Raw genomic sequence first — 15,283 nt, 5'->3', positions numbered from 1 at the left:
TAAGCTATTGAGTTTTATAATTAATTAAGGAGGACATATGGAGAAGTTAAAGAAAAATATAAATTTAATAATAGGAATTGTTCTATGTATATACGTTGTATTGATAAATTTAATTTGTGGAAAAGTTAGTTTTAGTTATTCATTTTTTATATTAGGTATTATTTTAATAATATATCACTTTATCAAAGATAAAATCAAAGGTATAAATAAGGTATTAAAAGTAGTAAAACCAATAATATTAGTATTCATAATTATTTTTATTACTATAGAAGCAGCTATTATTTTATATCCTAAAAAGAATATAGATAAAGCTGATTATATGATAATACTAGGTGCCGGCTTAAAGGGAGAAAAACTTAGTATGACATTGGAGCAACGATTAAATAAAGCTTTAGAATATATAGAAAACTATGATAATGGTATAAATATAGTAGTATCTGGTGGACAAGGTCCAGGAGAAGATATAACAGAAGCAGAAGCAATGAAAAGATATTTGATTAAAAATGGAGTTAAAGAAGATAATATTATAATGGAAAATAAATCTACAAGTACTAGTGAAAATTTAATTTATTCTAAGGAGAAGATAGAAAATATAGTAGATGGAAAGATAAAAAGTGTTAAAATAAAGGTTGTAACATCAGATTTTCATGCTTTTAGAAGTAATATGTTAGCTAAGAGAAATGGATATGAAAAAATTAGCTTTTACACCAATAATACATTTTTTCCTTTAATACCAATAATGTACACTAGAGAGTTTTTAGCAGTAATAAAGTCATATATTTTAGATTAGTAAAAATGGTAATAAATAAAATTATTACCAAGTAAAATTTATTAATAAATTTGTTAGAAAATTAAGTTAAGGTAAAATATTACAGAGGAAATTGAAAGTTAAAGTAGAATAATATCAATGAGTAATTATGTTTTTATGCTATTATATTAAAGGGGGATATCCATGGGAAAAATAGTAGGTTGTTCTGTTGTTATTAAAGATGATTTTAATAATATATTAATAGTTCAAAAAAAGGTAAAAAGAAATGAGCCAAAGTTATGGTATTTGGTTGGTAGAACTCTTAGAGGTAAGGAGAGCACGGAAAAATGTATAACTAGAGCTGTTAAAGATGATTTAAAGGTAAATATTTTTGATTTACAAATTATAGATGAATATAAAATAAATGATGATGAAAATATTTTACTTTATACTGGAAACGTAAAAGAAAGTATAAATATGGGTAAGGATATTACCTCATATAAATGGATAGGCATAGATAATTTAAATTCATATGAATTTGCAGAAGGTGAAAAGGAAAGATTATTATCATGCTTTAATAAATAGCAACTTTAGCTACTAATCATTTTATGGTTAGTAGCTTTAATAATAGTATTTAGATAAATTATAAAAGGGAATATTTAAAGTATATATTGTTGTGGGAGAGGCTATGGATAATTTAAAAAATTTACTCAAAGAGTTATGTGATAAAACAAATATTAAGTATAGATTAACTAATGATAAAGGAGAAGAAATATTTAATAACCTAAATTTAGATTTAGATATAATTATAAAAAATATAAATATAAATAATGGTATATATAAAATTTATATAAAAAGAGAAAATGAAATTTTAATTCCATTTATAGAGTTTTCCCTAGATAAATTTATTGAGAAAAATAACAGTATTCAATTATTATTAGAAGGAGAAAAACCGTGGGATTCTTTTAAAGAAACTTTATTGTTTAGAAAGGGTAAACTATTTATAATAGACTGTAATAATAAAGGTGAGGCACTTAAAGTTATAAAAAATAGCTATTGTCAAGAAGATGTTTTTATTGAGGAAGTTTATGAACAAATAATATTGGTTGGAGATTTGGAAGAGGAAATTGAGCATGGGCTTTCTTTAAGAGAAAGTATAATACAAAATACAGGGGAAAAAGTATTTATTTCAGTTTCAAATTTAGATGGTACCCATAAAGGCTTTTTAAAGGGATATAGGAAGGCTACAGAAGCAATAAAAACAGGAAAGGCATTGAAAATTGTTCCAGAAGTTTATATATCCAAAGATATGGAAATAGAGAATACAATTTATAATTTAAAAAATCAGTACTCTAAAAGTTTGAAAAGCGAGTACGATAATATTTGCAAGAGTTTGAATCATGAACTTATACTAACTATTGAAGAAATATTACGATGTAACTTTTCATTAACTCAAGCGGCAAAAAATTTATATATACACAGGAACACGTTAATATATAGAATAGAAAAAATAAAAAAGGAAACTTCATATGATATAAGAAATTTTAAGGAAGCAACGTTTTTATATATTTTATATGTAAATAGTAAAAGAATAGATTAAGGTGGTTGTATCGATTTATTTCGATACAACTTTTTATTTATTTATAAAATAAGCCTAATTTTTTAAAGTCAATATCGTTATACATAAACGCAACATAATTATAGAAAATATGTAATTATATGTATAATATAGATTTATGAAGATGTTTACATCTAATAAATTTATTAAAGGGGATGAGAGAGTTGAAAAAAAGATCATGTATGAATAGAAATATAGCATATATAATTGCTGGTGCTATTATGGTAGGACAATTACCAGTTACAACATTGGCAGAATCCAATCAAAATTTACCAATAGTTGAAAGAGCTGCAGAATCTAAAGTAGCAGGATTATATGAGCAAAATTATGATGATGATTCAGGGCTTACATGGACTAGGTTACAAGGTAACGGAACTATTTCCAAAAATAAAGATGAAGGTGTATTAAATATAAAAAGAGATTCAACAGATAATAAATTAGTATTTATAGAAGAACAATCACCATCATTAGTAGATGGAGAAGCTGAAATTAGATTTACATTAAATCCATCAGAAGGTGATAATGTTACTGGAAGGTTCGGATTAGTACTAAGAGGAACAAGTGCAAATAGCTATGCGTTTATAGGATATAACCAAGGTGGAAAATGGTTAATAGAAACAGCAAATGCATGGAAGGACGATATAGATGGACCACAAATATCCGCTGGTGAAGCTGTAACTATGACCGTTAGAGTAGTTGGTAATAAAGTTACATTAGTAGTTAATGGAGAGCAAATATTTAATGATGTAGTTAATTTAAATGGTTGGCCTACAGGTGCAGGTAAGTTTGGATATAGAACTTGGTTTGATAATAAAGATATAAAAGTAGATTACTTAAAAGCTGGAGAACTTGGTTCACTACAAAGCCAAGCATTACCAGAATTACAAGTAACAAGTATAGATGAAGTTTCAGCTGAAACATATCCAAGATTAAAACCAACATTACCAGATAAAGTTAACGTAACATTTAATGATGGTTCTAAAACTAGTAGAAGTGTTCAGTGGGATTATATCTCACCAGAAAGTTATTTAAATCCAGGAACTTTTAAAGTTAATGGAACAGTAGCAGGTACAGAAATTAAAGCTGTGGCTAATATAATAGTTAGAAATGAAGCAGTTGTATATGAAACAAACTTTGAAGCGGAAGAAACAAGTGGTAATTGGCAAGTACTTCAAGGTGGTGGAAGTGCAACAGTAGAAAATGGTGTAGTTAAGGTGCCAATGAATGGCGTATCAACTTCAGCTGATATGAATTCACCATCAGTAAAGAATTTTATATATGAAACTGATTTCTCAACAAGTACTGACTTAGGAAGAGTTGGACTTGGATTTAGAATAAAAGATGCAAATAATTGGGGTGCAATTTGCTATGATGCTGGTTCTTGGGTATGGAAAGCAAAAAATAATGGACAAGAGTCATATGGTAATTTCCCAGGTTCATTTAGTATTAGGCAAAATACAACTTATAGAATGAAATTAAAAGTAGAAGACAATAATGTGTCACTTTGGATAGATGGACAATTAATAGGAAAAGCTTCTGTTTCTAATTTTCCAAGTGAAGCTGGAAAAATTGGTTTATCAGCTTGGCATAGTTCAAAAGTTGTTACTTTAGATAATGTAAGAGTTGAGGAATTAACTCCATTAGCACCTCCTGAAGTAAATGAATCATATGAAACAATAGAATCTAACAAAATGAAAGTAACTTTAGATTCAAATTTCCCAAGAGTAAAGCAATATGAGTGGAAAGAAGATAAATCTACACTTATAGGTGAAGAAGAGCAATTATATATTGTTGAAGTAAATGGAGATAAGCACATTCCTAAAGTTAGCTCAAACAAATTGGAAAATAATTCTTTAGAATATACATTAACTTTTGATGAGCTTAATATGAATATTAAATTAAAAATGTCAATTGAAGAAAATAAATTAAGAATGGATGTTACTGAAGTACAAGAAAATGGAGAAACTAAGCTTCAATCTTTAAATTTCCCAGGACAAAGTTTAGCGTCAGTAACTGATAGAGATGGAGGAAAAACAGCATCAGTTCTTACAACAGGTGACTGGAATAATATAATTGAGGAGTTTACAGATGTAGAAGATTTGCAAACAGGAGTTAGAGGAAAAACATATGCATTTATAAATAATAGTGATTTTGCAATAACTATAAATAATAATACTGTAGAAGGCGGTAATAGAGTAGTTTTAACTACAGAAAATAGAGGAGATGAAAATGGTACCTATAAGAAAACTGGTATTTCTAATGGTACTTGGACATATAGAGAAGTACTTGAAAATACAACAGCATTAGGTAGTAATCTATATCAAGGCGAACTTCCATGGTCAGAAGTAATGATAACTAAGGATAATAATGGAGACTCCACAGTTGATTGGCAAGATGCAGCTATACTTTATAGACAGAATATGAAAGTTCCAATGGGTGGAGAAGATATAAAAAATAATTTATCTTATATAGCATTTAATATAGGATATACTCAAAATCCGTTTTTAAGATCATTAGATACAGTAAAGAAAATATCAAACTTTACAGATAATTTTGGACAATTAGTATTGCATAAAGGATATCAAGCAGAAGGACATGATGATTCTCATCCAGATTATGGTGGACACATAGGAATTAGACAAGGTGGAAAAGAAGATTTTAATACATTAATAAATGAAGGTGCTAAGTATAATGCTAAAATAGGTGTTCATATAAATGCAACAGAATATATTAAAGATGCATTTGAATATCCAGGAGCAATTGTAAATGAAAATGCTCCTGGATGGGGATGGTTAGATCAAGCATATTATGTGGATCAAAGACAAGACATAATGACTGGTGAGTTATTTAGAAGATTAGATATGTTAAAGGAAGATGCTCCAAATTTAGGATGGGTTTATGTTGATGTATATACAGGCAATGGATGGAATGCCCATCAATTAGCAAGTAAAATAAATGAATTAGGATATATGTTAGCAACAGAAATGAATGGACCATTAGAACAACAAGTACCATGGACCCATTGGGGTGGAGACCCTGCATATCCTAATAGAGGAAATGAAAGTAAAATAATGAGGTTTATGAAGAATGATACTCAAGATTCATTCTTAGCAGATCCATTATTAAAAGGAAATAAGCATCTTTTATCAGGCGGATGGGGAACTAGACATAGTATAGAAGGTGAATATGGTATGGATGTATTCTACAACCAAGTATTACCTACTAAGTATCTTCAACATTTCCCTATAGTGAAGATGACTGATAATGAAATAAAAATGGAAAATGGTGTTAGAGCAGTAAGAGAAGGAGCAAATATTAACTATTATAGAGATAATAGATTAGTGGCAACAACTCCTGAAAATTCACTTGGCTCAACAGGAATAGGTAAAACAAAATTATTTTTACCTTGGAATCCAGTAGAAGAAGATGAAAAGATTTATCATTGGAATCCATTAGGAACAAGTTCAGAATGGGAATTGCCAGAAAGTTGGGAAAATATTTCTACCGTTAAATTATATGAACTTAGTGATTTAGGAAGAACATTTGTAAAAGATGTTAAAGTTAAAAGTGGAAAAGTTCAATTAGATGTAGATCAAAATAAACCTTATTTAGTTATGAAAGGTGAAGTTGAGGAAAAGAGAATAGCAGATTGGGGAGAGGGTGCTCAAATAAAAGATCCAGGATTTGATTCACAAACATTTAATTACTGGACAGTTGAAACTAAGGCAAGAAATACAAACCATGTAATAATTGAAAATGAAACAAATTCTAGGAGAAAAGGTAATGATTTAGTTAAAATAGGTGCAGGAAAAGAAACAACAATAAAACAACAAATAAGTGACTTAGAAGAAGGTGTAACTTATTCAATATCTGCATGGGTAAAAAATGAAGGAAATAGAGAAGTTACATTAGGTGTAAAATCAGGGGATAAAAATATTACAAATATGGTAACAAGACAATCAGAACCAAGGCAAGGTGAAGGTGTAAAATGGATAGATGATAGATTTAGTAGAATTGAAGTTGAATTTACAGTTCCAAAAGGAGAAACAGGAGCAGAGATTTATTTAACTGCTGCAAAGGGAGATTCAGCTGTTTATGTTGACGACTTTAGAATATGGAATAATCCTGGACATACTAATAAGGATGGTTATGTATTCTATGAAGATTTTGAAAATGTTGATGAAGGAATTAGCCCATTCTATTTAGCTCCAGGAAGAGGACACTCAAATAGATCCCATTTAGCAGAAAAAGATCTTTTAGGTAGACAACAAATGACTTGGGTATTAGATGGTAGATTCTCACTAAAGACTAATCAACAACCAAACGAAACAGGACAAATGTTAATTACTGAGGAATCAACATTTAAGTTAGAAGCAAATAAAACTTATGAGTTAGGATTTATATATTCTTTAGCAAGTGCAGATCCAGGTTATACTGTAAATATTAAATCTAAGTCACAAGGAACATTAGTAAGTATTCCATTAGATGCTACAAATAAAAAAGATATAAAGAGAGAGTTTACAACAGGAGATGTAAATGACTACTATATTTCAATAGATAAGGGAAATGGATTTAAAGAATTAATAGTAGATAACATTTATGTAAAAGAAATAAATAAATCTATAGAAAATGCAACTATAGAATATGTTAATTTAAATACTATGATAAATAATATAGCATCAGGTGAAACAGTTGATGTTTATACTAATGCTTTAAAGAATAATGGAGAAAATGTTGATTTATCATCAGCAACTGTAGAGTATAAAACTTCAAATCCAGCTGTAGTTACAATAGAAAATGGACAAATTAATGGTGTTTCAAAAGGCTCAGCAGATATATGGGTAGAAGTTACTGAAAATGGAAAAACTGTATCATCAAATAAAGTGTTAATAAAAGTTGATGGGGGCGGTGTAGTTACTCCAGATGTTAATAAGTCAGAATTACAAGAGGTAGTAGATAGAGCATCAGAGATAACTAAAGATAATTATACAGAAGAAAGTTATAATTTAATGTTAACAGCACTTAATGAGGCAAAAGCTATATTATCTAAGGAAAATGCAACTCAAGAAGAGGTGGATAATGCAAAGGTGGCATTAGAAAATTCTATAAATAATCTAGTAGAAAATGAAAATAATGAAGTATTTAAGAGACATCTTGAAATTGCAATAGAAGAAGCTAAAAAGGTAAAAGAAGAGGATCTTGAAAATGTTGTTCCAGTAGTTGTAGAAGAGTTTAGAGCAGCACTTGAAGAAGCAGAAGGAATATTGGCAAATGAAAAAGCTACTCGTGAAGATGTTGATAAGTCATTTGAAAGATTAAGTTCAGTAATGCATAAGTTATCATTCTTAAAGGGTGATAAGTCAGAATTAATAAAGCTTGTAGAAAGAATTAATACATTACAAGGAGATTTATACATTAAATCAACTTGGGATGTATTACAAGGTGTTTTAGCAGAAGCAAATGGAGTTATTAATGATGTAAATGCTATGGAAGAAGAAGTTTCTCAAATTTATGATAAATTATTAAGAGCAGAATTAAATTTAAGATTAAAGCCGAATAAAGATATTTTAGAAGAATTAATAAAGGATGCTGAAAATCGTGATTCAAACAAATACACAGAAGAAAGTTGGAGGTCTGTAAGTGATGCATTAGCAAAAGCTAAGGAGGTTTATGGAAACGAAGAGGCTACTATAGAAGAGGTAAAGAATTCTGAAAAAGCTTTAAGAAATGCTCTTGATAATCTTATAGCTAAGAATAATGAAGGTAATAACGGAGGCTCATCCAATAATGGGGGATCATCAAATAATGGAGGTTCATCAAATAATGGAGGAAGCACAAGTGGTAGTAAATTACCACAAACAGGAGGGGTTCCAAGTGGAGCAGTTTCTTTATTAGGATTAATAGCTTCAGCATTAGGTATTACTATTTATAAAAAAAGAAAGTAAGAATATATTTTAAAATGTAATAGTATAATTATAGAAACTACGTTAAATTAATTAACGTAGTTTCTTATTTAATAAAAATAATATATAATAAATTATGGTAAATAATATTCAATTATTAAGAGAGTAATCTTTTTATATTTGTTTATTATTTATAAAAATAAAATTAATCTAACAGAAAAGAGTAATCTAATCTGAAAGAAAATAGTTAAAAGCTTTAAATATTTTAAAGTAAATTAATGATATTAAATATAGATTAAGCATAGTTGATTATTTATCAGCTTTATTTTTAATGGAATTAATATTATTAAAGTCTAGTTTTCTTTTAGAAGAATAAGAAAACTAGACTTTTTTATTAGTTATTAATTATTTAGGAAGTTAGATTAATAAAAAAGGAGGAATTATTATTAAGAAGATAGCTGTAATAAGTGCAATTTTAGAAAATCCTTCAAAGTGTCAACAAGAGTTTAACGAAGTTGTAGCAACCTTTAGAGGAAGTATAAGAGGCAGAATGGGAATACCTTTTGAAGAAGGAGTTTCTGTTATTTCAATAACTGTAGTTGGAGAACTAAATGATATTAATAGCCTTACAGGAAAGCTTGGTAATATACAAGGAGTTACAGTAAAAACTGCTATATCGAAAATAGAAATTTAAATATGGGAGTGATTAATATTAAGGTAAAATTAATAATTGATAAGATTTATAAAGAAAATAATGCAACAAGAGACGAACTTTTATTTTTATTAAATAATTTAAATGATAAAGATAAGGAATATCTTATAGAAAAGGCTCATGAAACTAGAATGAGGACATATGGAGATAAAGTTTACATGAGGGGACTTATTGAGTTTACAAACTTTTGTAAAAAAGATTGTATATATTGTGGAATTAGAAGAAGCAATAAAAAAGCAGATAGATATAGACTAACATATGAAGACATAATGGAATGTGCTGACATTGGGGATAAATTAGGTTATAAAACTTATGTACTTCAAGGTGGAGAAGATGCTTATTTTACTGACGAGAAGATGATAGAAATTATAAAAGGAATAAAAGAAAAATATCCTAATAATGCAATAACATTATCTTTAGGAGAGAGAAGTTATGAATCTTATAAGAAAATGTTTGAAGCAGGAGCCGATAGATATCTTTTAAGACATGAAACTGCAACAAAAGAGCTTTATGAATCTTTACATCCAGGAGCTAGCTTTGAAAATAGAAGAAAGTGCTTAAAAGATTTAAAGAAAATAGGGTATCAAATTGGTGCTGGATTTATGGTTGAAATACCAAACCAAACTAATGAAGATTTAGTTAATGATTTGATATTTGTTAAGGAATTAGAACCACATATGTGTGGAATAGGACCATTTATTCCTCATAAAGATACTCCGCTTAAAAATGAAGTTGCAGGAACAGTAGAGAAAACTACTACAATGTTAGCTTTAATAAGATTATTACTTCCTAATGTTTTATTACCTTCAACTACTGCTCTTGGAAGTATTGATCCTAATGGTAGAGAAAAAGGAATAAAGGCAGGAGGAAATGTTGTAATGCCTAACTTATCACCAACAAGAGTTAGAGAAAAATATTCATTGTATGATGGAAAGATATGTACTGGTGATGAGGCTGCAGAATGTAGAATGTGTATAGAAGGAAGAATAAAAAAAGCTGGATTTAGAGTAGAGGTAACAAGGGGAGATAATATACTTTGGGCTAAATCTAATAATGTAAATAAAGGGACTGGAAATAAAGTTAAAGTTGAGAATATAAGAATTAATAATTTATAAAATTATTAATATAAAAGGAGAGTAAATTATGTTTATAGATCATGAATATATAGAAAGAATTTTAGAAGAAGCTAAATCAGCTACTAAAGATGATATACAAAATGTTTTAGAAAGAGCTAAAGAGAGAAAAGGATTATCACATGAAGATATTGCTATTTTACTTCAAGCAGATGATGAAAATTTAAAGGAAATGTACAAAATAGCTGGAGATATAAAAAATTCAATATATGGAAAGAGAGTTGTTATTTTCGCTCCACTATATGTTAGTAATTACTGTGTAAATAATTGTGTTTATTGTGGATATCAACACTGTAATGAATTTGAGAGAAGAAGATTAACTCAAGAGGAAGTTAAAGAAGAAGTAAGAATACTAGAAAAAATGGGACATAAGAGATTAGCTTTAGAGCTTGGAGAAGATCCAGTTAATGCACCAATAGAATATGTTTTAGAGTGTTTAGACACTATATATAAAACTCAAAATAGTAATGGAGAAATAAGAAGAGTTAATGTAAATATAGCTGCCACAACAGTTGAAAATTATAAAAAATTAAAGAAGGCTAACATAGGAACATATATATTATTCCAAGAAACATATCATAAGCCTACTTATGAAAAAATGCATCCAAAATCAATAAAAGGGGATTACACTTATCATTTAACTGCATTTGATAGAGCAATGGAAGCTGGAATAGATGATGTTGGTGGAGGAGTATTATTTGGTCTTTCAGATCCAAAGTTTGAGGTTTTAGCTTTAATGATTCATAATGAACATTTAGAAGAAAAATTTGGAGTTGGATTCCATACAGTTTCTTTCCCAAGATTAAAAAAAGCAAAAGGAATGGATTTAGAAAGTTTTCCTAATTTATTAGATGATAATATGTTTAAAAGAATAGTAGCAATTACAAGAATAGCAATACCATTTACAGGTATAATAATGTCTACTAGAGAAACAGAAGAAATGAGAAGAGAATTATTAAAGTATGGAGTTTCACAAGTAAGTGCAGGTTCAAGTACAGGTGTTGGTGGATATAAAGAAAGAGAAGAAGGTAGAGAAGTACTACAATTTAAAACATCAGATGAAAGAACACCTCTAGAAGTTTTAAAAGCACTTTTAGATGATGGATATATTCCGAGTTACTGTACTGCTTGCTATAGAAAAGGAAGAACTGGTGAAAGATTTATGAAACTAGCTAAATCAGGAAATATACAATATGTATGTGAACCTAATGCCATGATGACATTAATGGAATTTGCTTTAGATTATGGTGATAAAGAAATATTAGAAAAATCAGAGAAGCTTGTTAGAAATGAAATAAAAAATATAAAAAGAGATGATATTAGGGAGCTTGTAAAAAATAATATAGAAAAACTAAAAAAAGGTGAAAGAGACCTTTATTTATAGTAGGTGGTTAATTATGAATAATACTCCAAATTCTAATAGAAAACATATAGCTATATATGGAAAAACTAACTCAGGAAAATCTTCTTTAATGAATAAGCTTTTAGGACAAGAAATATCTTTAGTTTCAGAATTAGAGGGAACAACTACAGATCCAGTATCAAAAGCAATGGAACTTATTCCAGTAGGTCCAGTATTATTTATAGATACAGCAGGACTTAATGATACTACTATTCTTGGAGAAATGAGAGTAAAAAGGACTCTTGAGATTTTAATGAGAACAGACTTAGCTTTATATATAATGGATAGCAACGATTTAGATTTTAATTCATACAAAGACATGAAACTAAAATTTAAAAAATATAATATTCCTTATATAACAGTTATAAATAAAATAGATACATTAAGTTATGAAAAGTTAGAAGAAATAAAATCAAATTTTGAAGAAGCAGTTTTTATTTCAACATGTGAAAATCAAGGGGTTGAAGGGTTAAAGGAATTACTTATAAAAAAGCTACAAGATGATGAAAGGGAAATACCTATTTTAGGGGATTTAGTACCTTATAATGGAAAGGTAATATTAGTTGTCCCAATAGATTCAGAAACTCCAAAAGGTAGAATAATTCTCCCTCAAGTACAATGTATAAGGGACTGTCTAGATCATGGAATAAAAAGCTATGTTGTAAGAGATACAGAGTTAGAATCTGCTTTAAAAGATATTAAAGATGTAGATTTAGTTATAACTGACTCTCAGATTTTTAAGAAGGTAGATAGAATTGTACCAAAGAATATAAAGCTTACAAGTTTTTCTATATTATTTGCTAGACATAAAGGTGATATTAATGCCTTTGTAGAAGGAGCAAGTAAAGTTCGAAATTTAAAAAAGAATTCTAAAATACTTATATCTGAAAGTTGTTCTCATAATATATCTCATGAGGATATAGGAAGAGTAAAAATACCTAAAATGTTAAACAATTATATAGGTGCTGACCTTAATTATGAATATAGAGTAGGGCATGACTTTCCAGAAAACATAGAAGAATATGATTTGATAATTCATTGTGGAGCTTGTATGATAAATAGGAAAACTGTATTAAATAGAGTGGATTTATGTAAAGAAAAAGGTATTCCTATAACAAACTATGGAGTTTTAATAGCATACTTAACTGGAATTCTTGATAGAACTATAGTAGTTTTAGAAGATAGTAAGAAGAATTTAGATTAGTTATAAGCATTATTATACAGTTATATAAAAATTTAACTATAAATGAATAAATAAAAAAGCAACTAATAAGAATATGGACTGTTTTATGTCTATAACAGGGATAAAAGCTTATATTTAATCTTACTAGTTGCTTTTTATTTTAATAATTGCAAAAATAATTAACAAACTATAGTTTTGAGAAATTATAGTTTTTATTCAGCTATATTTATAAATTTAAATTTAGTTACATCAAAAAGTCCCTTATCTGTAATTTTCAATGAAGGTATTACAGGTAATGATAAAAAAGAAAGGGTTAAAAAAGGATTAAAGTCTATAGTTGGAGCAATTGTATTAATTGATGTATGTAAATTATTTAAATCCTTAACAACCTCTTCTGACTTTCTAGAAGTTATTAGACCTCCTATTTCTAATTGAATAGATGCTAAAACTTTTCTATTTTTTACAACTATTATTCCACCATTTAATTTTTTCAACTCTTCAATAGCAAATAGCATATCATCATCATTGCAACCACAAACTATCATATTATGGGAATCATGGGCAATAGTTGTAGCAATAGCACCTTCTTTAATATTTAAGCCTTTTATAATTCCTAGACCTATGTTAGAAGTTGCATTATGTCTTTCAATTACAGCAACTTTTAAAAGATCTAAAGTTACATTAGAATGAAATTCTTCTTTTAATTTAAGATTATCAATATTTATTTTTAAATGATTGCTTTCTAATTTATTTGGTATTATTTCAATAACATTTAAAAAAGATTTATTTTTAGTAGTGATTTTAAAGTTTTCTTTTGATATAGAAGGAAGATTAATACTATTTTTAAAATCTAATTTAGGATCTTTACTATCATATATGTTTACAAGTTTATTATCCTTAACAACAAGATTTCCATTTTTATAAACGGAATTTATTTTAAAGTTATTTAAGTCATCTAATATTAAAAAGTCTGCAATATATCCTGGAGCAATAGCACCTTTATGTTTTAAATTATAACATTCAGAAGTATTTAAAGTGGACATTTGAATTGCGGTTTCAGGTTTTAAACCATAATTAATAATCATCTTAATAGAGTTATCAATACTTCCATTGATAATTAAATCATCTATATGTTTATCATCTGTACATAAACAAATACGTCTACTATTTGATATTGATGCAGCCTTAATTAGTTCTTTTAAATTTTTAGCTACAGTTCCTTCTCTTATTAATACATACATTCCACGTCTTAGTCTATTTATAACTTCATTAGCATTATGACATTCATGATCTGTTAATATATTAGCTGTAGCATAAGCGTTTAAATGGGTTTCATTGAAACCAGCAGCATGTCCATCTATAATTAAGCCTTTACTTTTAGCATCCCATATTTTATCTATCATTTTTTCATCACAGTTTAATACTGCAGGAAAATTCATAACTTCAGCTAATCCTAAAACTTTATGGCTATTATAAAGAGGGGATAAATCATCCTTTTCTAATATTGCTCCAGAACTTTCAAATGAAGTTGCAGGAACACAGGAAGGAAGCATAAAGTAAAAATCAAATGGTATATTTTCACTTAAATTAATCATTAATTCTATTCCTTTAATTCCTAGAACATTTGCTATTTCATGAGGATCTGTAATCATTGAGGTTATTCCATGAAGAAGTGCAGTTTTATAATACTCATTTGGAGTAATTAAAGAAGACTCTATATGAGCATGAGCATCAATAAGCCCAGGACATATGAATTTACCAGTACCATCAATAGTTTCTAAACCTTCATAATTACCAAGACCAACAAAGAAACCATCTTTAATACCTACATCGCTAATGAAAGAATCATTTTGAAATACATCTATAACAGTAATATTTTTAATAACTAAATCACATAAAGTTGATTTAGAAGCAGCTTTAATTTGCTGAATAAAACATCTTTTGTTCATTATAATAATCCACCTTTTAAATAAAAATTAACCTCCGTGGATATTTTTATTATCTTCATAGTAATACTTTTTACGGTAGTATTGTAGAAACGCTTAAACCATATTATTAAGCATATACGAAGGTTATTGTTACTTATTATAGTTAAGAAGCGAAAATATGTCAAAGGGGAATTTAAAAAATGTTATTTGTAAATTTATTCAAATTACCCATAATATATGATTTAATATTTTTTATAAGAATGGGGTTAAAGTGCCAATTAAGATTCCTAAGGAATTACCAGTTTTTAAAGTTCTGTCAGAAGAAAATATATTTTTTATAAATACTAAAAGAACTAAAAATCAAGATATTAGGCCACTTAAAATTGCTATATTTAACTTAATGCCACTTAAAGTCCCAATCAGAAAATCAAATTTTAAGATATCTATTGAATATACCTATAGAACATCTAGAAAAATTTTATAATTATTTTGATGATATTAAAGAAGAAAAGTTTGATAGCTTAATAATAACTGGAGCACCAGTAGAAAAACTAGGTTTTCAGGAAGTATAGATAATATAAAATAGCAAATATTAAATTGATAATGACATTTTTTTATTAAATTAATATAATAAAGTATAGTACTTAAATTAAGGG

At 27.8% G+C, this 15,283-nt stretch carries 9 protein-coding genes, 1 pseudogene and 1 riboswitch; of the genes and pseudogenes, 9 read left to right on the top strand and 1 reads right to left on the bottom strand.

From position 1 onward, the window contains the following. The first annotated feature begins 37 nt into the window (after positions 1 to 37). The 8 genes from CP523_RS03305 (at position 38) to hydF (ending at position 12,720) form a co-directional block, all read left to right on the top strand. On the top strand, positions 38 to 790 hold the full coding sequence (locus CP523_RS03305; RefSeq protein ID WP_066677223.1) for a YdcF family protein: 753 nt from the start codon (positions 38 to 40) through the stop codon (positions 788 to 790). A 162-nt stretch (positions 791 to 952) separates the two neighbouring features. After that, a complete protein-coding gene (locus CP523_RS03300; protein WP_066677224.1) occupies positions 953 to 1,333 on the top strand; it encodes an NUDIX hydrolase in 381 nt (126 codons plus the stop codon). 103 nt (positions 1,334 to 1,436) lie between these two features. Next, a complete protein-coding gene (locus CP523_RS03295; protein WP_066677226.1) occupies positions 1,437 to 2,348 on the top strand; it encodes a PucR family transcriptional regulator in 912 nt (303 codons plus the stop codon). A gap of 182 nt (positions 2,349 to 2,530) precedes the next feature. Then, on the top strand, positions 2,531 to 8,311 hold the full coding sequence (locus tag CP523_RS03290) for an endo-alpha-N-acetylgalactosaminidase family protein (RefSeq protein WP_066677228.1): 5,781 nt from the start codon (positions 2,531 to 2,533) through the stop codon (positions 8,309 to 8,311). Positions 8,312 to 8,714: 403 nt separating this feature from the next. Then, the gene (locus CP523_RS03285; protein ID WP_066677229.1) at positions 8,715 to 8,963 is read left to right on the top strand and encodes a TM1266 family iron-only hydrogenase system putative regulator; all 249 of its coding nucleotides are present in this window, start codon (positions 8,715 to 8,717) and stop codon (positions 8,961 to 8,963) included. 2 nt (positions 8,964 to 8,965) lie between these two features. Continuing rightward, a complete protein-coding gene (hydE, locus tag CP523_RS03280) occupies positions 8,966 to 10,096 on the top strand; it encodes a [FeFe] hydrogenase H-cluster radical SAM maturase HydE (RefSeq protein WP_083089528.1) in 1,131 nt (376 codons plus the stop codon). Positions 10,097 to 10,124: 28 nt separating this feature from the next. Continuing rightward, positions 10,125 to 11,498 (top strand): [FeFe] hydrogenase H-cluster radical SAM maturase HydG, encoded by a 1,374-nt coding sequence (gene hydG / locus CP523_RS03275; RefSeq protein WP_066677230.1) that lies wholly within the window; start codon positions 10,125 to 10,127, stop codon positions 11,496 to 11,498. 13 nt (positions 11,499 to 11,511) lie between these two features. Continuing rightward, a complete protein-coding gene (gene hydF / locus CP523_RS03270) occupies positions 11,512 to 12,720 on the top strand; it encodes a [FeFe] hydrogenase H-cluster maturation GTPase HydF (RefSeq protein ID WP_120140485.1) in 1,209 nt (402 codons plus the stop codon). Positions 12,721 to 12,911: 191 nt separating this feature from the next. Here the strand turns inward: hydF and ade are convergent, their stop codons facing one another. Beyond that, positions 12,912 to 14,648: an adenine deaminase gene (gene ade, locus CP523_RS03265; protein ID WP_066677232.1), complete on the bottom strand. Its 1,737-nt coding sequence runs from the start codon at positions 14,646 to 14,648 to the stop codon at positions 12,912 to 12,914. 38 nt (positions 14,649 to 14,686) lie between these two features. Beyond that, a riboswitch (purine riboswitch) is annotated at positions 14,687 to 14,788 on the bottom strand. A gap of 110 nt (positions 14,789 to 14,898) precedes the next feature. On the opposite strand from ade, the pseudogene CP523_RS03260 reads away from it, so the two are divergent. Next, positions 14,899 to 15,196 (top strand): annotated as a pseudogene (locus CP523_RS03260) (homoserine O-acetyltransferase/O-succinyltransferase family protein); the annotation flags it as partial. Positions 15,197 to 15,283: the final 87 nt, after the last annotated feature.

The sequence above is a fragment of the Clostridium septicum genome (genome assembly GCF_003606265.1).
In the GTDB taxonomy this organism is placed as follows: Bacteria; Bacillota; Clostridia; order Clostridiales; family Clostridiaceae; genus Clostridium; species Clostridium septicum.
Note: the sequence above shows the minus strand (reverse complement) of the source record. Positions and strands in the feature narration are given on the sequence as shown.

Bases quoted from the DNA above. Each gene is read 5' to 3' on its own strand.
- hydG (WP_066677230.1), top strand. From the start codon at position 10,125: ATGTTTATAGATCATGAATATATAGAAAGAATTTTAGAAGAAGCTAAA.
- CP523_RS03295 (WP_066677226.1), top strand. From the start codon at position 1,437: ATGGATAATTTAAAAAATTTACTCAAAGAGTTATGTGATAAAACAAAT.
- hydE (WP_083089528.1), top strand. From the start codon at position 8,966: ATGGGAGTGATTAATATTAAGGTAAAATTAATAATTGATAAGATTTAT.
- ade (WP_066677232.1), bottom strand. From the start codon at position 14,648: ATGAACAAAAGATGTTTTATTCAGCAAATTAAAGCTGCTTCTAAATCA.
- hydF (WP_120140485.1), top strand. From the start codon at position 11,512: ATGAATAATACTCCAAATTCTAATAGAAAACATATAGCTATATATGGA.
- CP523_RS03300 (WP_066677224.1), top strand. From the start codon at position 953: ATGGGAAAAATAGTAGGTTGTTCTGTTGTTATTAAAGATGATTTTAAT.
- CP523_RS03305 (WP_066677223.1), top strand. From the start codon at position 38: ATGGAGAAGTTAAAGAAAAATATAAATTTAATAATAGGAATTGTTCTA.